Genomic DNA, 19,235 nt, shown 5'->3' on the forward strand with positions numbered 1-19,235 from the left:
ATCCGGAAAGCTGGAGCGGTGCCTCGTAACGCTCCAGTCGGCCCGGACGTCGAAACGGAGGAGCGTTGAGAGGTCCAGAGATCGCTTGTTGGACTCATCGAGTGAGCGGGCGAACGTAAAGCCAAAAGGAAACGCCGACAGGCATCGCGAGCCATGCCGTCGGATCGATACTGTCACGGTTCGCAAAGTGGAGGAGAATGTATGAATATGTTTTCGAAGCTGGCGATCACCGCCGGCATGTCGCTTCTGTTGGCTGCCGGTGTAGCGCAAGCCCAGAGCAAGACATTTAACGTCTGGTGGTTCGAACTGCCGGATACGGCGCAGGCCAAGGCATGGACGCAGGCGCTCAGCGAACTGAAAGCCAAGCATCCGGACGTCACGATCAATTTCGAACAGAAGACATTCGAGCAATTGCAGAAGGCGGGCAGCCTCATCCTCAATTCGGATCAGGCGCCGGATGTTCTGGAGTACAATAAGGGTAATGCCACCGCGGGTCTCGTCGCCTCGCAGGGCCTGTTGACGCCGCTCGACGATCAATTCAAGGCGCGGGGCTGGGACAAGATCCTTAATGAAACCAATAGCCAGCTCAGCAAATATGATGGAAACGGCATCTATGGTTCCGGTCCGATTATTGGTATTCCCGTTTATGGCGAATTCGTTTCGGTTTTCTATAATATCGACATGTTCCAGGCCAACGGCGTGAAAGTGCCGACCACGCTCGATGAGTTCGAAGCTGCGCTGGACACTTTCAAGAAGAAGGGCATTACGCCGCTTGCCTATGGCACGGTCGATTCCAACGCACAGCATCTGCTTTATACGCTGGCGCTGACGAAGGCGGACGACACCTGGGTCAAAAATTACCAGGGCCTCAAGGCTCCGCTGGACACCAAGCCCTTCCTGTTTGCGGCTCAGACGATCGTCGACTGGGTCAATAAGGGTTACATCTCGAAGGATTCGACCGGCCTCAAGGGCACGGGCGGCGCCGACAACCTGTTCTCCTCCGGTAAATCGCCGATGTTTGTCAGCGGTACCTGGAACAACGGCAATTTCGCTACCAATATCAAGAACTTCAAGTGGAGCCAGTTCATCTTCCCGACCCCGAAGTACAGCACAGGTTCGACCGGCAACCTGTTCATGGTGCCCAAGGGCTCCAAGAACAAGGATCTTTCCTACGAGTTCATCGATCTCGTCTTGAGCAAGGAAAACCAGAACCTGCAGGCCAATCTCGGTGGCGTTGCCATCGCCGCTGATCCGGCCACGGTCACCGACGAAGTCGGCAAGCGCAACGTCGAGCTTTTCAACCAGATCTCCAGCAAGGGCGGCCTCGGCTTCTATCCGGATTGGCCGGTGCCCGGCTACTACGAGCTTCTCATCCAGGCAACCACCGGCCTGGTGAATGGCTCGACCACGCCTGACCAGTTCGTCGCGCGCCTGAAGAAGGCCTATGACGACGTGCAGGCGGCTCAATAAAACCATCGGCAACAACTCATGGCGGCGGGACGGCTTTAAAGCCGCCTCGCCGTATCGGACTGGAGGAATTCGATGGAGAAATCTCAGAACGCCGGGAGGGCGGGGTACTACCTTTATATGATCCCAGGCATGCTGGGGTTTATCCTGGTGGTGCTCGTTCCGTTGATCGCGAATTTCGCGATCAGCTTCACCACCTGGAAAGGTGGAAACATTGCGCCGCGCTATGTCGGAATTGAGAACTACCAGAGGCTTCTTGCCGATACTGTGTTCTGGAGTTCCATCCAGCACACGATACTGTTCATCATTTCGATGACGATCGTGCCTATTCTCCTTGGGCTGGTTCTGGCGGCGGTTCTGTTCGACTATATCAGCGCGCAATTCAGCGAAACCTGGTCGAGCTTCTTTCGCGCCGGCTTCTATCTCCCACAGATTTTGCCATTGACGGCCGCGGGCGTTCTTTGGGCCTGGATCCTTAACCCGGTCGGGATCATCAACGCGGTGCTGAAAGGGATTGGCCTGGATTTTCTGGCCAAGAACTGGCTGGGGGACGCAAGCTTTGCGCTTTGGGCGGTTTCGGCGGTCATCGTCTGGGTTCAGGTCGGCTATTGCCTTGTCGTGTTCATGTCAGGATTGGCGCGCGTGGACCCTTCGCTCTATGAAGCCGCTGAACTCGACAATGCGAGCTGGTTCGGGCGTTTCCGCTACATCACCATCCCCATGCTTATGCCTGAGATTTTTGTTGTCGCCCTTACGACGCTGATCGCGGCCCTCAAGGTCTTCGCGCCGATCTACGTCTTGACATCCGGCGGCCCCGACAATGCGACGACAGTGCCTTCCTATCTCTCCTATTATCATTTCTTCACGACAAACCGCGTCGGCTATGCAGCGGCAATCGCGACCCTTCAGACCGCGATGACGATCGTCCTCGGCGTCGTCTTCCTGCGCATGCAGTCGAAACAAGAGGGAGAGCACTAACATGACGGCCACAGCTTCGCTTTCGACCGAGGTTGCATCGCAAATGCATGCGCATCATGGCCCGAAGAAGGGCTTCGCTCGCTGGATCGTCCTGGCTATCCTGCTCGTCCTTCTTGCCGCCACGCTCTTTCCGTTCCTGCTGGCGGCTTTGAATGCCATCAAGACGCCGGCGGACTATGCGGCCAATGGTCCGCTTGCCTTGCCGCGTAGTTTCGACCTGACAGCGCTTCAGAACTTCTGGACCACGGTTGATTTTACCCGCAAGCTCTTCAACAGCGTTCTTATCAGCGGCTGCACAGCCATATTGGCCGTCGTCCTCAGCCTGCTCAACGCTTACGCCATCGGCATCGGGCGCGTGCGGGGCGGAAAAGCATTGCTGGTGATCTTGCTGATTTCCATCATGGCGCCTCAGGAAGCGCTGGTTTACCCGCTTTACTATATTGCCAAGCAGGTGGGACTGTTCGATTCGATGCTCTCGGTAATCCTGATCTTCGGCGTCTTGCACACTGCATTCGGCACCTATCTCCTGTCATCGGTCCTGACGACGTTCCCACGCGAGATCATCGAGGCGGCGCAGATCGACAATGCGAGCCGGTGGCAAATCCTTTGGAAGGTAATCGTGCCGGTGCTGCGGCCGACGCTTGCCGTGCTGGCAACCTTCTTCTTCATCTGGACCTGGAACGAGTTCCTCATCCCCCTGGTTTTCCTGGTCTCCAACAACAACCAGACGGTCTCCGTCGCCATGGGCGTGTTATCGGGCGCCAATACGCAGGATCCGACCGCGATTGCCGCGGCTTCCTTGCTCGGCGTCACACCGACGGTGATCTTCTTCCTGATTTTCCAACGCACGCTGACGCGAGGTGTGGCGGTCGGTGCTGTCAAATAGACCGAGGGAAAAGGTAGGTTCGACGAAATTCAATTCTCCTGGAGGAGGAAAAAAGTGGCAGGAATCAACATCAAGTCCCTCACCAAGCATTTTGGTGCGGTACAGATTCTCAACAACATCGATCTCATGATCGAGCGTGGAGAGTTTGTCGTGTTTCTCGGCGGATCCGGTTGCGGAAAATCGACCCTGCTGCGGATGATCGCCGGGCTTGAAACGATTACGAGCGGCGAGATCTGGATCGGCGGGAAGCGCGTCGACCAGCTTCCGCCCGGCGAGCGTGGCGTGTCGATGGTGTTCCAGTCCTATGCGCTTTATCCGCATATGACGGTTCGCGACAACATGTCGTTCGGCCTCAGGAACATCAAGACGCCGAAGGCGGAGATCGCGAAGCGCATCGATGCCGCAGCCAAGATATTGGAGATGCCGCATCTGCTCGATCGCAAGCCATCCGAGCTCTCGGGTGGTCAGCGCCAACGTGTCGCAATCGGCCGCGCCATCGTGCGCGAGCCCGAGGTCTTCCTGTTCGACGAACCGCTGTCCAACCTCGATGCCGGCCTGCGCACCCGCACCCGTGTCGAGCTCGCTCAATTGCACGAGCGCCTGGGCGCAACGATGGTCTTCGTCACCCATGACCAGGTGGAGGCCATGACGCTTGCCGACCGGATCGTGCTGCTGAACAACAAGAAGATCGAACAGGTGGCCACACCGGTGGAGATCTATACGCGTCCCGCAACGCGCTATGTCGCCCAGTTCGTCGGTTCGCCGGGCATGAATTTCGTCAACGTGGCTGGCGTCAGCGAAGCCGAAGGCTTTGCGACGGCGACCTTGCCTGATGGATCTGTTATCAAGACCTCGGTTCCACTGAACGGCATAGCGCGCTCCGAATTGACGCTCGGCATCCGGCCAGAATATTTGGTGGTCACGACGTCAGAGATGGGGGACATTTCCGGCACCGTCGAGACAGTGGAAAGATTAGGCGACCGTTCTCTCGTCCATGTCCGGCTGAAGGATGGCTCGAAGATCATTGGAACCGACCCGGGCATGACGACTGTCGCCACCGGAGCGCCGATCGCATTTGCGGTCAATGGTAACAAGCTCACGATCTTCGATCAGAACGATGTGGCCCATCATTCTGCAGTTTTGGAAGCGCACTAACGGTCAAATCAAGCGCCGCTGCCCGTCCGCCCCAAACTTATCCTTGACGAAACCGTCTATTTGGTATGTTATGTCGGAATGTCTACTGCGCACCACAGAAAGAAGCAGCCATTGCTCGTCCGCCACCAGTTGCTGGAGGTCGCGGCGCAGCTTGCGTCGCAGAGGGGGATGACGGCGGTGACGCTAGATGCCGTTTCGGGGGCGTCCGGCATCAGCAAGGGCGGCCTGCTGCATCATTTTCCGAACAAGAATACCCTTTTGGAGGCGTTGTTCGATAGCCTGCTCGAGCGCCTGGATGGGGCAATCGAGGAGGCTATGCGGGCCGATCCGTTGCCGCACGGGCGTTTTACCCGCGGCTATCTTCGCGCGTGCCTGGCCCTTCGCGGGAAGCCGCAGGAAACGAAGGATTGGGCTCAGGCGACGATGGTGCTGCTCAGCGAACCGCAATTGCGGCAACGCTGGCGCGACTGGGTTCGCGAGCGCAGCGAGGAATATATCGGCACGGATTCTTCGGTGGACGCCGCTATCGTGCTGTTGGCGACTGATGGGCTCTGGTTGGCCGACCTGCTCGGCAGCCATGAGATGGATGAGAGCGCCCGTCAGAAGCTGGTCGACCGGCTGATCGAGCTCACACAGCTTTAAAAATCAAGGGAAGACCGGAATGGCGAATGCATCTGTCTACGTGATGCTGCTGGTAGCGATTGTGCTCGAAGTGATCGGCACGACGGCGCTGCAGATGTCGCAGCAGTTCACCCGCCTCGGACCCTCGGTCGTGCTGTTGTTGTGTTATGTCGCGGCCTTCTACTGCCTGTCGCTGACCTTGCGGGTGATTCCGGTCGGCATCGCCTATGCCATCTGGAGCGCGCTCGGTATCGTGCTGATCTCCGCCGTCGGTCTGGTGTTTTTTCGCCAGAAGCTGGATCTGGCGGCAATCATCGGACTGGCATTGATCGTGGCCGGTGTGCTCGTGGTCAATCTCTTCTCAAAATCCGTGTCGCATTAGAACCGCGCTGCGCCATTTCGATCACGGTTTATATCACTTGACCGAAAACGTTTCCGAATGCGGCGATTTTGCCTTTGTCAAATTGCGGGTGAGGCACTATGTCTTGCGCAGGAGGCCGAAAGGAGAGCTGGGAGGGGCTATTTCCCAAAGCGCTTTGGTTTCGGCTAACCTATTCATCTGAATGCATTTAGAGGAGCAACGAGATGACCATTCGCACCGTCGTTTGGGGGGAGAATATTCATGAGCAAACCAACAAGGTCGTTGCTGGGATCTATCCCGAGGGCATGCATGCGACGATCGCCAGGGCGCTTAATACCGATGCTGGGATAGAAGCGACGACTGCGACGCTACAGGAACCGGAACATGGCCTGAGCGAGGCTCGGCTGAAGGACACCGATGTACTTGTCTGGTGGGGTCACAAGGACCACGGCGCCGTGAAGGACGAGATCGTCGAGCGAGTTGCCAAACGTGTCTGGGAAGGCATGGGCCTTCTCGTGCTGCATCCGGCCACTTCTCGAAGGTCTTCAAGCGGCTGATGGGCACGCCCTGCGCATTGAAGTGGCGCGAAGCGGGTGAGCGCGAGCGCCTTTGGGTCATCAATCCGCGCCACCCGATCGCCGCAGGCCTTGGCGAACATTTCGAGCTGGAAAACGAAGAGATGTACGGCGAGCAGTTCTCCGTTCCGGAACCGCTGGAAACGGTGTTCATTTCCTGGTTCCAAGGAGGCGAAGTTTTCCGCTCCGGCATGACCTGGCGGCGCGGCGCGGGCAATATCTTCTATTTCCGCCCCGGCCACGAGACTTATCCGACCTATCACAATGAAACCGTGCAGAAGGTGCTGATCAACGGCGTCAAGTGGGCACACAACCCGCTCGGGACGCAGACGAACATCACTGAGGCACCAAATGTGCCGGTCGAAAAGGCGCTGGAGCCGATCGTCGAGCGTGGCCCGAAACTGCACCAGGCCGGCGAAGCCGGTTATCGCTGAGGTGTAATATGCGTCTTATAGTCGTTGGCACAGGCGGCATGGCGAAGAACCAGGCGGAGCATTTCGTCCGTATTCCAGGCGTCGAGCTCGTCGGCGCCGTGGATACGGATGCAACGAGGCTCACCGCCTTCGCCGATATGTTTGATATCAAGAAACGCTTTTCGTCGCTGGATGAAGCGCTCACCTGGGGTGAGTTCGATGCGGCGACCAACGTAACCCCGGATCGGGCTCACCACCCGACGACCTTGCCGCTGCTTGCAGCCGGCAAGCATGTTCTCTGCGAAAAACCGCTTGCGGAGAATTACGAGAAGGCACTGGAAATGACGGAGGCGGCCGAACGGGCCGGCGTCGTCAATATGGTCAACCTTACCTATCGCAACGTCGCGCCGCTGCAGAGGGCGCGCGAAATGGTGATATCGGGCGAAATCGGCACGGTAAAGCATGTGGAAGCATCCTACCTGCAGAGCTGGCTTGTTTCCCGCGCCTGGGGCGATTGGCGAAGCGAATCCAAGTGGTTGTGGCGCCTTTCGACCGGTCACGGCTCGAATGGGGTGCTTGGCGATATCGGCATCCATATCCTCGACTTCGCCGCCTATGGCGCGGCGACCGATATCGACCATGTCTTCGCCCGGCTGAAGACATTCAACAAGGCGCCAGACGAGCGCATCGGCGAATATACGCTCGACGCGAACGATAGCTTTTCGATGTCGGTCGATTTTGCCAACGGCGCGCTCGGCGTCGTGCACGCGAGCCGCTGGGCAACGGGACATCTAAACGAGCTGAAATTGCGTATCTATGGCGAGCGCGGCGGGCTTGAGATCTCCCACAGCCCCGCCGGTTCCGAATTGCGCGGTTGCCTCGGCGAGGATACGGAAACAGCGACATGGAAGGTCATCGAGGTTCCGCCGGTGCCGACCAATTATCAGCGTTTCACCGACGCCGTCATGACCGGCAGCCATCAAGATCCGACCTTCCGCCATGCTGCCAATTTGCAGCGTGTGCTCGACCTTGCAATGGTCACAGAGAAGGAGCGCCGCGAACTGAAGGTTTGACGACGCATTCTTCGATATCGGACATTTAAAGCGGCCGCCTTCGGGCGGCCGTTTCTTTTGAGATATAGTAGAGTTTCTAGGCATGTTTTTGTTGTTGTCGGTAATGCAATGATATTATTGGTGTTTTTTGTATATTAGATGTATAGTATGTTTGGTGTATTCTGAGGATTGTCGATAATACCAAAAATGTTTCTTGTATTATTTAGAATTTGCATCGATAAACTGATTCGCACATGACGTTGGGGGACGTGATGGGTAAAAGGCTTGGATCGGCAGAGACGGCCGAGATGAGGGCTAATGGGGTTTGATCTTCATGCGCTCGACAGTGTATCTGATGGATTTTTCGGCGCAGCGCTGGATCCAACGCTGTGGCCGGTCGTGCTGGAGAAGGTCTCACAAGCGACCGGATCTTACGGCGCCAACATCGTCCCGATCGAGGGCCGATTACTTAACACCTTCATCGTTACGGAAAGTCTTGTTCCCGCGATGGAAGACTATTTCGCTGGTGAATGGTACAGGCAGGATTTTCGCAGGCAGCATGTGCCGATGCTGCGGCAAGCGGGTGTGATGCTCGAGCAGGATTTTGCGGGTGAAGACGAGTTCAAGACGCTCGACTTCTATCGTTCGCAGGAGCGATTTGACCTGCGTTGGTCGGCAATAGTCGGTTTTTCGTCCGGGGACGATCTCCTGGGCTTTGCCTTGCAGCGGCGGATCCAGGACGGTCCCTACAGCCGGGACGAGGCAAGAAGTTTGCATCGCATACGTCAGAAACTTATGATCACGGCCAGAATTATGCGCGACATATCCGCAAGTGAAGTGAAGGGCATGGCGACCGCCTTCGAGATGGCGAATGTCGCCTGCGTGTTTTTCGACCGGATGGGCCTTGTGACCACCGTCAATGAGAAGATGCGCCGGCTGCTCGGTCCGGATCTGCAAATCTCTCAGGGGCGGATGTGCCCAATCCGCAAGGAGGATGCAAACGCTTTCGATCGGCGGCTCAAAGCCGTACTCGGAGACGGCAACCTGCTGACGTCCGCGGAGCCGGAAATCCTGCTGCTTAGCCGCAAAGGCCGGCGGCCATTGATCGTGCGCATGCAGCGCCTCGATAGCGATATGCAGGATGTTTTCTGCCACTCCTGTGCTTTTGCCACAGTTGAAGATCCGGAGGAAAAAGTTCGCCAGCGGCCGGCGACGTTGACCAAGCTTTTTGGATTGACGCGCGCCGAGGCGGAAATCGCTCTGATGCTTGCCCAGGGCATGACCCTGCATGACATCGCGAACCAACGCACCGTCAGCTACCAGACGGCCCGCGCCCATTTGAAATCAATCTACCGCAAGACCGACACGAACCGACAACCGGAACTCTCTCTGCTGCTGGCAGGGATCAGGATGGGGTGAGATGCGGTTGGGCAAAGCCCGAGCAATCGATCCCGGGATCGATTGCAGCGTCGAACGCTCTGATAGACCGGCGTGCGTTGCGATTTCTTCTGATCTGCCTCACACGCCGTTGTCGCAATCGCTTGACGGAAAAACGGAGCGAGCGCAGCATTCTTCCATGATCGTGTAAATGCGAGATCATGGAGAGGGGATCATGTCCATCGAAGATAAGGTAGCAAGCCATTATACGCGTGGTTCGCTGGAGAAGACGATCCTGGGCGGTCTTGCGGCCAGCGGCAAGGATATCGATCATCTCAGCATCGACGACCTTGCCGGTATCGATGAATTTCATCTCGGACGGCGCGAGGCAACGGTGGAATTCGCCAAAGATCTCGATCTGCTCGATGGTATGCGGCTCATCGATATCGGATCGGGGATTGGCGGGTCGGCGCGCTATATCGGCAGCGAGTATGGCTGTATCGTCACCGGTGTCGATCTGACGGATGAATTCGTCGATGTCGCCAATGCTTTGACCGCGCGGTGCGGCATGTCCATGCAGGTGTCGTTCCGGCAGGCAAGTGCGTTGGCGCTGCCCTTTGCCGATGAAAGTTTCGATCGTGCGACGCTCATTCATGTGGGCATGAACATCGAAGACAAGGCGGCGCTATTTTCCGAGGTGCGGCGGGTACTGAAGCGTGGCGGTCGGTTCGGCCTTTACGAGATCATGCAGGTTCGTGACGGCACGCTGCCCTATCCGATGCCCTGGGCGATGACGCCGGAGACGAGCTTCGTTCGAAGCCCTACCACCTACCGACAACTGCTTAAAGATGCCGGCTTTACGGTGGAGTTCGAGCAGGACCGCAGCGCCTTGGCGATCCGGCTGGCGCAGGAAATGCGGGCCAGCGCCGAAAACGGCGGGCAGGCGCTGAGCCTTGGTGCACTGATGGGGCCAAGCGCGGCGGAGCGGATGGGCAATGTCAGCGCCTCGGTCGGAGGTGGGCTGATCGCTCCGATCGAAATGGTCGCCAAGGCCGATTGAAGGAGGCCGAGCTTGCAACGCCTGGATTGACAGGGGCGTTGTGCTGTCTGTATGGAGAAGCCATCGGCAATGGATTCTGCCGGGCCATGCGGCCGAACCGCTACTCTGAATTTCCAGAGATGCTAATGACTCCTACTCGATGCGCCAACGGGGCGAAGGAGTAGGACCATGTCGATAATTCTGCTGTTACCCTTTCCCTGTCCGATAATCGCTATCCCCGAAAGGCCGGCCGTCGGTCTCGCGGGAGGGACGAACTAATGTCCGCATCCGCATTTTTTCATCATCGTTTTCAGCAACTGCGCAGTATTTTGAAGTGGGTCATCCTGGTGGTGCCGATGGCAGCCGTGGTCGGGTCACTCTGCGCCCTGTTTCTCTGGAGCCTCGACCAGGTGACGGTGGCGCGATTCGATCATCCTTGGCTGATCTTTGCGATGCCGGTCGCGGGCTTCCTGATGGTGCTGGCCTACCAGCATTTTGGCCGCGGGGCGGAGGGTGGCAATAACCTAATCGTCGATCAGATCCATGAGCCCGGCGGCGGTGTGCCGTTGCGGATGGCGCCATTCATCCTGGTCTCGACCGTATTGACACATCTGGTCGGCGGTTCGGCGGGGCGCGAAGGAACAGCGGTACAGCTCGGCGGCAGCGTCGCGAGCGCCTTTGCCAAGCTTTTCCGGCTGAGCCACGCCGAGGTTCGCATCTTGCTGATGGCCGGCATTGCCGCCGGTTTCGGTGCGGTTTTCGGCACGCCGATCGCCGGTGCTGTCTTTGCGCTCGAGGTTCTGACCATCGGGCGCATGCAATACGAGGCTCTGATCCCATCTCTCGTGGCAGCAATTGCGGCTGACTGGGTTTGCCATGCATGGGGTATCGAGCACATTCAATACCGTATCGCCTACCTTGCCGGCACACCCGCAAGCACCTTCCATCTCGATGCCTTGCTGCTTATAAAGGTCGGCATTGCCGGCGTGCTCTTCGGGCTGATGGCGCGCTGCTTCAGCGAAATTTCTCACATGATGACGGCAGCCTTCAAAGGGATTTGTGCCTATGCGCCACTGCGGCCGGTCATCGCCAGCGCCGTGCTCATCGCCTTGGTCTATGTGCTTGGCACGCGCCAATATCTTGGCCTCGGTGTCTGGTCGCCCAACCCCGGCGATGCGACCATTCCTGGTTTCTTCGACCCGACACGCATCGACTATTGGAGCTGGTTCTGGAAGGCGGTCTTTACGATCGTGACACTCAGTTCCGGCTTCAAGGGGGGGGAAGTGACACCTTTGTTTTTCATCGGCGCCGCGCTCGGCAATGCCATTGCCGCCGTTCTTGGTGCGCCGATCGATCTCTTTGCAGCGCTCGGCTTTGTCGCGGTCTTTGCGGGAGCTACCAACACGCCGCTCGCCTGCGTGATCATGGGTGTGGAGATCTTCGGTGCGACGCATACGGTCTATCTCGCCGTTGCCTGCTTCCTCGCCTACATCTGCAGCGGCCATACAAGCATCTATCTGTCGCAGCGTATCGGCATCGTGAAGAGCGCTGCGGCCAGTCACATTCCCTCTGGAACCTCCCTTCGCCATGTTCGGGATCTCAATGCCAAGGCGTTAGGCGATAAGATCGGCATAGTTCGCCAGGCGCCGCCGCAATCCAGACGGAAGGGTCCAAAGCCATGATCCGTTAGAGCAATGGCGGCAGGTTGCAGCATGAAGCATTAGAATAAGGTCGGCAGCGAGAGTGCAGCCGAGGATATTCAAGAAGCAGATATCGTTGTCTTAATTTATTCGGTGAGTTCCATGAATTATCTCATCGTCTTCCTTGGCGCGGGATCGGGCGGCGCCTTTCGTCTCGGCGTCAACCAAGCCGCCGCCCGCATAAATTTCTTCGCCGGGTAATTTTTGTTTCGCGAGGGACTGGCTAGCGAAAATGTGAAGCGGCCTGCGGCAAAAAGCGCCTTTGCCGGCCGCATTTTTGCCGGTTCTGCGGCGGAGATTTTGGGAATTCGCTGAGATTTCAATGCACAACAAAGCACCGCTCTCGCGAACGGTTTCTCTTGCGAAATTCGACTAACGCACTCATATAATCGCCTATTATGATTATTGCATAACAGAGGAGTCGGGCACCGATCGCGTATGGGCCAGGCAAATGCTGAAATTGCCGGACCTGCGCCTCCCCAAGATTTCCGAGCAGATTCCCTGAGACAAGATTTCCTCCCCCAGACAGCAGCTACAGACAGATATGACGGAGAGCACTTTGAGCGCACCAGCTCCCACAACCACCGAGCCGCGTGCTCCAGAACAAACCTTCGGTACGGCCGGTATCGCACCGATGGACCGACCGAGCGCCATGACGCGCTTTTTCATGGGCATCGTCGCCTGGGCCGAAAGCCTTAATCTCAAATACGCCAAGCTCGGCAATCCGCCGGTTTATGACAATGCGACGTTCCCCTGGGCCGCCGAGATCGAAAAGGACTATCCCGCGATCCGCGCCGAGCTGGAAAAAGTGCTGTTGCGCCAGAGCGAACTGCCGACCTTTCAAGACATTTCCACTGATGTGAAGACCATTTCGACGGACACGCGTTGGAAGACCTTCTTCCTTCTTGGTTTTGGCGTGAAGTCGGAGCAGAACATCAATGCGTGCCCGAACACCTGGGCGGCCGTCCAGAAAATTCCAGGCCTGACAACGGCGATGTTCTCCATCTTCGAACCGGGCAAGCATCTCCCCGCCCATCGCGGCCCCTATAACGGCGTGCTACGCCTGCACCTTGGCCTCATAGTGCCGGAACCCAATGAGAAGCTCGCCATTCGCGTCGACAAGCAGGTCTGCCATTGGCAAGAAGGCAAGGCCCTGATTTTCGACGACGCCTATGAGCACGAAGCCTGGAACCATTCCGACAAGACCCGCGTCGTGCTCTTCGTCGATTTCGTCAAGCCGCTGAAATTTCCGGCACGCATCGTCAACTGGGCCTTGATGAACTTGGCGATCTTCACGCCCTTCATCAAGGAAGGTCTCGACAATCACAAGGAATGGGAAAGGAAGTTCTACGCCGAAGCCGAAACGCTGCGAAACCGTCCGAAGGCATAAGCGCATCGACGGTGACCTTAACGAAACCCCGGAATCCTCTATGGATTCCGGGGTTTTGTTTATCGGTCTGTTTGAAACCGTAACAGCTATTTTATCGTACGCACGATGGCTGCGCCCGACGTCATGCCGCCGCCGAAGGCGACGAGGCCGAGATTGAGCGGCTCGGAGCGTTCATTGGCAACATGCATCATGGCGAGCGGAATGCTCGACGAACTGGTGTTGCCATAGGTTTCGATGACGCTCAGAGCCGGCCGGCCGCTGCGCTTGGCGATGGTGTCGATAATGCGTTGATTGGCCTGATGTGGCACCAGAAGGTCGAGATTGGCGAGCTCGAGCCCGGCATCGACGCAAGCGTCCTCGATCGAGCGCGACATCGAATGCACGGCTTCCGTGAAGACCGAGCGGCCGTTCATCGATATGACGCCTTCGTCCGGCAGCGGCACGTAGAGGAGGTCGCCCGGCTCCGGACGGCCGCTGATGATCGGACGGCTGGCGGCAAACAGCGGATTGCGCGCCATGTCGCGGCTGGTCACCAGACAAGCCGTGGCAGCATCGCCGAACAGGATGGCGGTCGAGAAATCGTTCATGTCGAGTAGTGGCGAGAGCACTTCCGAGGTGACGATCAGTACCTTGGCGTCGTTCTGCTGGGCGATGAAGTCGTAGGCTTGCTGCAAGGCGTAGAGATAGCCCGAGCAGGCGGCTCCCATGTCATAGGCGGCAAGCGACGGCCGCACCCCGTCTTCGGCAACGGCGACGGCAACACGGCTTGCAAGCGACGGCGTGGCGATATCGGGCGTGCCGGTGGCGGCAATGACGAGGTCCATATCATGAATCGTCATATTGGTCTGGTGCAGGAGATCGCGGACGGCCTTGGTGGCAAGGCTCAACGTGCCTTCGCCCGGGCCGACCCAGAAGCGGCTCTTGATGCCGGTCAGGGCAAAGATTTCCTCGGCGCGCCGGTTGGGCCAATTGTGGATGATGTCCTCATTGGTGACGCTGCGGGCACCGGTCGCAAAACCCATGCCGCTGACGGCAATTTCGGAGAAGTTGCCGGAATGACGGCGTAGCGCCGGGATCGCATGCGACTTCAGTCGGCGCAGCACGAACTTGTTATGGGTTTCCGAGGCAAGCGCGAAGTTGCGTTCACTCAGGGCGCGGTTGGCATCGACAGTCAAGAGCGCGCTGTCGGTGGCAATCTGGTCGCCGATCTTGGCGAAGACCTCCTTCACAACGCCGCCGATGTTGGCGCATATTTCGACGGAAGCCTTGGTCGCCTCGACCACCGCGACGAGCTGGCCAACCTCGATAGTATCGCCCGCCTTGACCAGAACATCGGTCACCAGAACGCTTTCATCCGCAGGGCCGGAACCGATAGCCTTGATTGCCGCGGTTGGGCCGGTCTTGTCCTCTTCATGCCAGGTGACCTCGCATTCGAGAACCTCAGCCATCAGATCAACCAGCTTGCTGTAGGACGGCAGCGTTTCCAACTGGTTACGGAAATTGAAGGGGACATGCGCATCCGAGCGGGCAAGCCGGCGGGCGACCACGGGTACGTCGGTCTTCTCGGTGACCGTCGCGACGATTTCGGCGCCCATGCCGACCGTGCGATTGTCTTCGTGCACCACGATCAGTCGCTTGGTGCGCTTGGCGCTCGCGAGCACTTCCTTCTCGTCCCAAGGCGAGATCGAGCGCAGGTCGATCACCTCCACGGAAAATCCCTGCGCTTCGAAGGCGCTCGCCGCCTTGGCGCAGAGCGAAACCGTGTTGCCGTAGGTGACCAGCGTCAGGTCACGGCCGCGCGCGACATAGCGCGAAAGGCCCGGGCGGACGAAATGGCTGTCGAGATCGGTGGATGTGCGGCCGTCGGAATTGTTGAGCACGGCCTTGGGGTAAAGGAAGACCGTCGGGCGTCGCGACTCGAAGGCGGCGTTGAGCAGGCCGGCTGCATCGCCGGCGCTGGAGGGCATGACGACGTCGATACCGGGCGTATGCGCGAGCATGCTCTCGAAGCTTTGCGCATGGAACGGCCCGAGGCCCGGCTTATAGCCGCCGCAGCTCACCATGAGAATAACCGGTGATTCCCAGGCCCCCTGGGTGCGCCAGAACATGCTGCCCATTTCCGAGACGATCTGGTTGTAGGCGAGTGGCAGGAAATCGGCGAACTGCAGGAAGGCGACTGGGCGTTGACCGGCAAGTGCGCGGCCGACGGCAGTGCCGACGATGGTCGATTCGCTGAGCGGCGCATTGCGCACGCGCTCGGGATATTTCGTGCTGAGGCCGCGGGTGACACCGAAGACATCGCCCTTGGGGTCTTCGATATCCTGACCGAAAAGGACAACATCAGGATTGTCGGCGAGCTGCTTGTCGAGCACGCCGTTCAACGCCTCGCGCATGGTCAGCGTCGCCGCAGACTTGCTGCCGCGATACTCGGCCGCATCATTGAAAGAGGCTGGATATGGCGCCTTCGCTTCGGGCTCGACGTGAGGCGCGTCTTCCTTGCGGGCAAGGGCTGCTTGCGCCTGTACCTCAGCGGTCAGATCCTTTTCGATCTGTTCCAGGGCGGCGGCGTCGACACCGGCCTTGTGCAGGGCGGCGCGCAGATTGGCAAGAGGATCGTGGACGGAGCCGGCCTCGATCTCCTCTTGAGTGCGATAGGTCTTTTGATCGTCCGCATTGGTGTGGTCGGACAGGCGCTCGATGTCGAGCACCACGAGGCTTGGCGTGCGGTTGTTGCGGCTGTGGCGGACAGCTTTGCGGAAAGCCTCGCGTGATGCCTGCAGATCGTCGCCATCGGCGCGGATGATGTCGAGGCCGTAGAAGGAAGAAGCGGGTCCGGTCGGCAGATCGAAGAAAGTCTGTTTGGTGGTGCGCGTCGAGATGGAGAAACTATTGTCTTCGATGATGAAGACAACGGGATATTGGCTACGCACAGCTTCGGCCACGGCTTCGACGAATTCGCCCTGCTGCGTGGTGCCGTCACCGACGCAGCAAATGGCGATCGGTAGGCTGGGCTTGTGTTTCAGTGCTGCGCCAACGCCGACAGAATGCAAAGCGTTGTTGCCGACGGGGCCGACGATGGAGGTGATATTGAGAGCGCGGGAGCATAGGTGCGCGCTCATTTGCCGGCCGGCTGAATGGGAGTTACTGGTGGCGAGAAGGCTCGAGAAAAACTCACGAATGGGCATGCCGCGCGCCAGCATCAAGGCTTTGTCGCGATAATGCAGATGCAACCAGTCGTCATCATGGAGGAATTCGTTTAGCAGCGCCGTCGACTCATGTCCCGCGCCGGAAACGTGAAAATGTGCTATGCCTTGCTTGATGAATTCTCGTTCAAGTCGGTCTATTTCACGAGATGTGAAAAATATTCTATGGAGTTGCTTGAGGTATTCTGTGGTAAATCTCCCTTCCATTTCAATGATTTTCCTAATCTTTCATGTCCATTAATTCGCGTGGGATAGGTAACCCCGTGGGATGCCTTTTTCAATACACGTTAAATGACAATATCTTCTCGATTTGAAATAGGTTTCCGAGCAATGGTTGCATAAGAGAATTTGGCGAGGCTGGTTTCAACACAAAAATCGCCGTGCCTCCCATCACAAATGTGATCGGCGAGAAGAGGCGAAACCTACTTCGTCGCCGCATGAATCTCCGCGATATATCCTCCCGGAAACGCCACCATCGCGGCGTCCCGGCCGTCGCTGGTGTAGGGGCCGGCGATCACCGCAGCACCGCTTGCCGTCGCCTTGGCAAGCGTGTCCTTCAGGTCGGCAGTTTCATAGCCGGTGATCTCGTGGCCGTGAGGATAGGGCAGATGCCCGTCGGTGACGAGCACCGTCATCTTGCCGAAAATCGATTCGACACGGATCCGATGAAAGGTGTCGTTCGGCCGGCCAATCTCGACACCCGCGGCTTTGGGATCGTCGGAAACGATCCTGCCGTGCGAAAAGGCGAGGAAATCTTCAACGAAGGCACCAACGCGATCGGGCGAAACGTAGACCCGGTTTTCCGGCACGGTCTGTAGCGGCGGGTAGTTGGCGGTCACCGTGTGCCAATAAAGCTGCATGCTGACGCCGCCCGGCCACTGGATGACGGCATCGCGGCCGATCGGATCGGGGAACGGCGCAACGATCACGTCTGCACCTGCGGCTCTTGCCGCTGAGACCGCTTTGTCCATGTCGGTGACGAGATAGCCAGTACGCTCGAAGCCGAAGGGGTAGGGGATCGGCGTGGTGAAGCCGAAGAGCGACACGTAGCCCACTGGTGTCTGCAGCAATTGCGATGTCGTGCTGCTCGGCGTCGGCGTTACCGCAGTTGTCACCTGCTTTGTGCTGGTACCGCCGAAGGTGGCGAGGAAGCTTTTCGCAAAAGCATCGACGTCGCCGGGCGCGACATAGACGTGGGTTGTATCATATTGCGGACCAACACCGACCTGGTCCGTCGCCAATGCGGAAAGCGGTACGCCGAGCGCGAGGCCAAGGCCGGCGAACATCGCGCGCTTCGACGTTAGGCGAGGTATGCAGTTCATATTCATGCCTCAGCTCGTTTTGCGGATCGGTTCGCTTGCTTGTTTGCGAGCGGAAGCCGCTCTGGCAGCCTGTTCTTCCTTGGCGAGCAACTCCTTCGGCTTCTTCCCGATGATCTGCTTGCGTCCTTTGCTCGAGAAGGGCTGCACGAGCTGGGCAAGGAAGCCCTTGGCGACCTTGCCGCTGATACCGATGTCGGTGGAGGAGGGGCGGGGTGGGTTGTAGTAGGTGCCGAGGACCTGGTCCCAGATCACGAGGTTTTCGCCGTAATTGGTGTTGCCTTCGGCAAGCAGCTTCGAGTGATGCCAGCGATGCAGGCGCGGTGTGGAAAGGAACCAGTCGAGCGGGCCGGTGCGCACATCGATGTTGCAATGGGTGAGGAGGCCGATAAAGGCCGTCACTGCACCGATCCACAGAAAGACCGGCAGCGGCGCGCCCAAAAGATAGAGCGGGATCTGGCCAAGCGCGATCTTGAACAGCGAATCGATGATATGGAAACGCCCGGTGTTGATGACCCACAACCGCTCGACACTGTGATGCAAGGCATGGAAACGCCAAAGCGACAGATATTCGTGCGCAAGACGATGGGCGACATAGAGGCCGAATTCGGCGATGACCAATCCAAGCACGACCTGCAAAGCCATCGGCCATTGCTCCGGCCAGATATGTGCCTGATGGCTCAGGAAAGGTTGCGCTACGGTTGCCACCGCCATCGGAAATGATGTGCCGATGGCCGCTGCGATCTGCACGCTCCCTTTGCTTAAAAGCGTGTGCGCGACATTGCTGAACGTCTCGCCGTCGCGTTCCAGCCAGGTCTCCTCGTAGGGCATCAGCCGCTCGAAGAGCGCAATCGTCGCCACGATCGAGAGATAGACGACATTGAACCACAGGAGCGGCATATGCGACTGAAACGCAAAATAGGCGCCGGTCAGCCCGGTGCAAAAGATGGCTGGCCACAGTAAGGATGAAACAGCAGCGTAGAGACGCGAACTGTTTTGAAATGTCATGCCATTGTCCTCGAAGTCTGGTCAATCGGTTGGGGTGGCGCGCAATATGCGGGATATGTACCGCGATGATTGTGGGCGAGGAAGCGAAATCTTGAGTTCAGAGAGAAGTGTTTGCATTTCTTTATGCAGGTGCACTTAAGTATATGGCAACAGTTTGGTCTTTGCCGAGGGTGATGGGCCGGTGGATACAGCGTTGACAGACAGCCATGAAGGGTGCCGCCGTTTGCGGGCAAGAAAATCAAGTGTCGCAAGCGTCTGAACATTGGCTTGTGAACCATCGTGTCGATGCGGTCCTGCCGGGCTATCTGATGGTTGGCTCCAAGGTGGGCGCAAATGCGCTGCATGATCTCTCCGCCGACCTTTTGGCACCACTCGGGCCCATTCTTGCCACGATACAACAAGAGATAGAGAGACTGCTTCGTCCCAAGCGCGTCTATATCGGTCGCAATGGCATTCGCCGGGATATCCGATCCATTTCCCTGTGATGCCGATATATGATTGGGTTAGAACAGTTCGCTTGCAATCTTGGTGAATCTATGTATATCCCTCCAAAATGGGGAGATTTGTGAGCATAGGCGAAGCGGCGGAAGTCTTGGGCGTGTCGATCACGACATTGCGCCGATGGGAAGCTGAAGGCCGTCTGGTGGCTGAACATACGCCGGGTGGTCATCGCCGTTACGATCTTGCCAAG

Annotated in this window: 16 protein-coding genes and 1 pseudogene; 14 read left to right on the forward strand and 3 right to left on the reverse strand. The window is 58.1% G+C overall.

From position 1 onward, the window contains the following. Nucleotides 1–201: 201 nt before the first annotated feature. From PY650_RS06870 to olsC, 12 genes and pseudogenes are all read left to right on the forward strand, one after another. A complete protein-coding gene (locus PY650_RS06870; protein WP_285878293.1) occupies nucleotides 202–1,470 on the forward strand; it encodes an ABC transporter substrate-binding protein in 1,269 nt (422 codons plus the stop codon). A gap of 72 nt (nucleotides 1,471–1,542) precedes the next feature. Further along, nucleotides 1,543–2,445, forward strand: coding sequence for a carbohydrate ABC transporter permease (locus tag PY650_RS06875; RefSeq protein ID WP_285878294.1), 903 nt, complete (start codon nucleotides 1,543–1,545; stop codon nucleotides 2,443–2,445). A gap of 1 nt (nucleotide 2,446) precedes the next feature. Further along, the gene (locus tag PY650_RS06880) at nucleotides 2,447–3,331 is read left to right on the forward strand and encodes a carbohydrate ABC transporter permease (RefSeq protein WP_285878295.1); all 885 of its coding nucleotides are present in this window, start codon (nucleotides 2,447–2,449) and stop codon (nucleotides 3,329–3,331) included. A 54-nt stretch (nucleotides 3,332–3,385) separates the two neighbouring features. Continuing rightward, a complete protein-coding gene (locus PY650_RS06885; protein ID WP_285878296.1) occupies nucleotides 3,386–4,486 on the forward strand; it encodes an ABC transporter ATP-binding protein in 1,101 nt (366 codons plus the stop codon). A 78-nt stretch (nucleotides 4,487–4,564) separates the two neighbouring features. Then, nucleotides 4,565–5,128: a TetR/AcrR family transcriptional regulator gene (locus PY650_RS06890; RefSeq protein ID WP_285878297.1), complete on the forward strand. Its 564-nt coding sequence runs from the start codon at nucleotides 4,565–4,567 to the stop codon at nucleotides 5,126–5,128. 19 nt (nucleotides 5,129–5,147) lie between these two features. Continuing rightward, on the forward strand, nucleotides 5,148–5,489 hold the full coding sequence (locus PY650_RS06895) for an SMR family transporter (RefSeq protein WP_285878298.1): 342 nt from the start codon (nucleotides 5,148–5,150) through the stop codon (nucleotides 5,487–5,489). Between the two features lie 203 nt (nucleotides 5,490–5,692). Continuing rightward, nucleotides 5,693–6,477 (forward strand): annotated as a pseudogene (locus PY650_RS06900) (ThuA domain-containing protein). An 8-nt stretch (nucleotides 6,478–6,485) separates the two neighbouring features. Beyond that, the gene (locus PY650_RS06905) at nucleotides 6,486–7,529 is read left to right on the forward strand and encodes a Gfo/Idh/MocA family protein (protein WP_285878299.1); all 1,044 of its coding nucleotides are present in this window, start codon (nucleotides 6,486–6,488) and stop codon (nucleotides 7,527–7,529) included. 297 nt (nucleotides 7,530–7,826) lie between these two features. After that, nucleotides 7,827–8,927 carry a helix-turn-helix transcriptional regulator gene (locus PY650_RS06910; RefSeq protein ID WP_285878300.1) on the forward strand — a complete coding sequence of 367 codons (1,101 nt, stop codon included), beginning with the start codon at nucleotides 7,827–7,829 and terminating at the stop codon, nucleotides 8,925–8,927. Nucleotides 8,928–9,120: 193 nt separating this feature from the next. Then, nucleotides 9,121–9,945 carry a class I SAM-dependent methyltransferase gene (locus PY650_RS06915; RefSeq protein ID WP_285878302.1) on the forward strand — a complete coding sequence of 275 codons (825 nt, stop codon included), beginning with the start codon at nucleotides 9,121–9,123 and terminating at the stop codon, nucleotides 9,943–9,945. A 257-nt stretch (nucleotides 9,946–10,202) separates the two neighbouring features. Then, nucleotides 10,203–11,606 (forward strand): voltage-gated chloride channel family protein, encoded by a 1,404-nt coding sequence (locus PY650_RS06920; RefSeq protein ID WP_285878303.1) that lies wholly within the window; start codon nucleotides 10,203–10,205, stop codon nucleotides 11,604–11,606. Between the two features lie 562 nt (nucleotides 11,607–12,168). Next, nucleotides 12,169–13,014 (forward strand): ornithine lipid ester-linked acyl 2-hydroxylase OlsC, encoded by an 846-nt coding sequence (gene olsC, locus PY650_RS06925; protein ID WP_285878304.1) that lies wholly within the window; start codon nucleotides 12,169–12,171, stop codon nucleotides 13,012–13,014. An 86-nt stretch (nucleotides 13,015–13,100) separates the two neighbouring features. On the opposite strand, the gene PY650_RS06930 is transcribed toward olsC, so the two are convergent. The 3 genes from PY650_RS06930 to olsE form a co-directional block, all read right to left on the reverse strand. Further along, the gene (locus PY650_RS06930; protein WP_285878305.1) at nucleotides 13,101–16,424 is read right to left on the reverse strand and encodes a thiamine pyrophosphate-dependent enzyme; all 3,324 of its coding nucleotides are present in this window, start codon (nucleotides 16,422–16,424) and stop codon (nucleotides 13,101–13,103) included. 215 nt (nucleotides 16,425–16,639) lie between these two features. Continuing rightward, complete coding sequence (locus PY650_RS06935) at nucleotides 16,640–17,503, reverse strand: glyoxalase (protein ID WP_285878320.1); 864 nt, start codon at nucleotides 17,501–17,503, stop codon at nucleotides 16,640–16,642. A 45-nt stretch (nucleotides 17,504–17,548) separates the two neighbouring features. Then, nucleotides 17,549–18,544, reverse strand: a complete 996-nt coding sequence (gene olsE / locus PY650_RS06940) for an ornithine lipid hydroxylase OlsE (protein WP_285878306.1) — start codon at nucleotides 18,542–18,544, stop codon at nucleotides 17,549–17,551. A 242-nt stretch (nucleotides 18,545–18,786) separates the two neighbouring features. Here olsE and PY650_RS06945 point away from each other — a divergent pair, with 242 nt between their 5' ends. Then, complete coding sequence (locus tag PY650_RS06945) at nucleotides 18,787–19,029, forward strand: hypothetical protein (protein WP_285878307.1); 243 nt, start codon at nucleotides 18,787–18,789, stop codon at nucleotides 19,027–19,029. Between the two features lie 68 nt (nucleotides 19,030–19,097). Beyond that, the coding region (locus PY650_RS06950) for a MerR family transcriptional regulator (RefSeq protein WP_285878321.1) at nucleotides 19,098–19,235 on the forward strand (138 nt) is incomplete at its 3' end.

The organism is Martinezella calliandrae (assembly GCF_030272695.1).
GTDB classification, from domain to species: Bacteria; Pseudomonadota; Alphaproteobacteria; order Rhizobiales; family Rhizobiaceae; genus Rhizobium; species Rhizobium calliandrae.

What these genes read in the sequence shown, in the direction of transcription:
- PY650_RS06870 (WP_285878293.1), top strand. Translation starts at nt 202, where the DNA reads ATGAATATGTTTTCGAAGCTGGCGATCACCGCCGGCATGTCGCTTCTG.
- PY650_RS06875 (WP_285878294.1), top strand. Translation starts at nt 1,543, where the DNA reads ATGGAGAAATCTCAGAACGCCGGGAGGGCGGGGTACTACCTTTATATG.
- PY650_RS06880 (WP_285878295.1), top strand. Translation starts at nt 2,447, where the DNA reads ATGACGGCCACAGCTTCGCTTTCGACCGAGGTTGCATCGCAAATGCAT.
- PY650_RS06890 (WP_285878297.1), top strand. Translation starts at nt 4,565, where the DNA reads ATGTCTACTGCGCACCACAGAAAGAAGCAGCCATTGCTCGTCCGCCAC.
- PY650_RS06895 (WP_285878298.1), top strand. Translation starts at nt 5,148, where the DNA reads ATGGCGAATGCATCTGTCTACGTGATGCTGCTGGTAGCGATTGTGCTC.
- PY650_RS06905 (WP_285878299.1), top strand. Translation starts at nt 6,486, where the DNA reads ATGCGTCTTATAGTCGTTGGCACAGGCGGCATGGCGAAGAACCAGGCG.
- PY650_RS06910 (WP_285878300.1), top strand. Translation starts at nt 7,827, where the DNA reads ATGGGGTTTGATCTTCATGCGCTCGACAGTGTATCTGATGGATTTTTC.
- PY650_RS06915 (WP_285878302.1), top strand. Translation starts at nt 9,121, where the DNA reads ATGTCCATCGAAGATAAGGTAGCAAGCCATTATACGCGTGGTTCGCTG.
- PY650_RS06920 (WP_285878303.1), top strand. Translation starts at nt 10,203, where the DNA reads ATGTCCGCATCCGCATTTTTTCATCATCGTTTTCAGCAACTGCGCAGT.
- olsC (WP_285878304.1), top strand. Translation starts at nt 12,169, where the DNA reads ATGACGGAGAGCACTTTGAGCGCACCAGCTCCCACAACCACCGAGCCG.
- PY650_RS06930 (WP_285878305.1), bottom strand. Translation starts at nt 16,424, where the DNA reads ATGGAAGGGAGATTTACCACAGAATACCTCAAGCAACTCCATAGAATA.
- PY650_RS06935 (WP_285878320.1), bottom strand. Translation starts at nt 17,503, where the DNA reads ATGTTCGCCGGCCTTGGCCTCGCGCTCGGCGTACCGCTTTCCGCATTG.
- olsE (WP_285878306.1), bottom strand. Translation starts at nt 18,544, where the DNA reads ATGACATTTCAAAACAGTTCGCGTCTCTACGCTGCTGTTTCATCCTTA.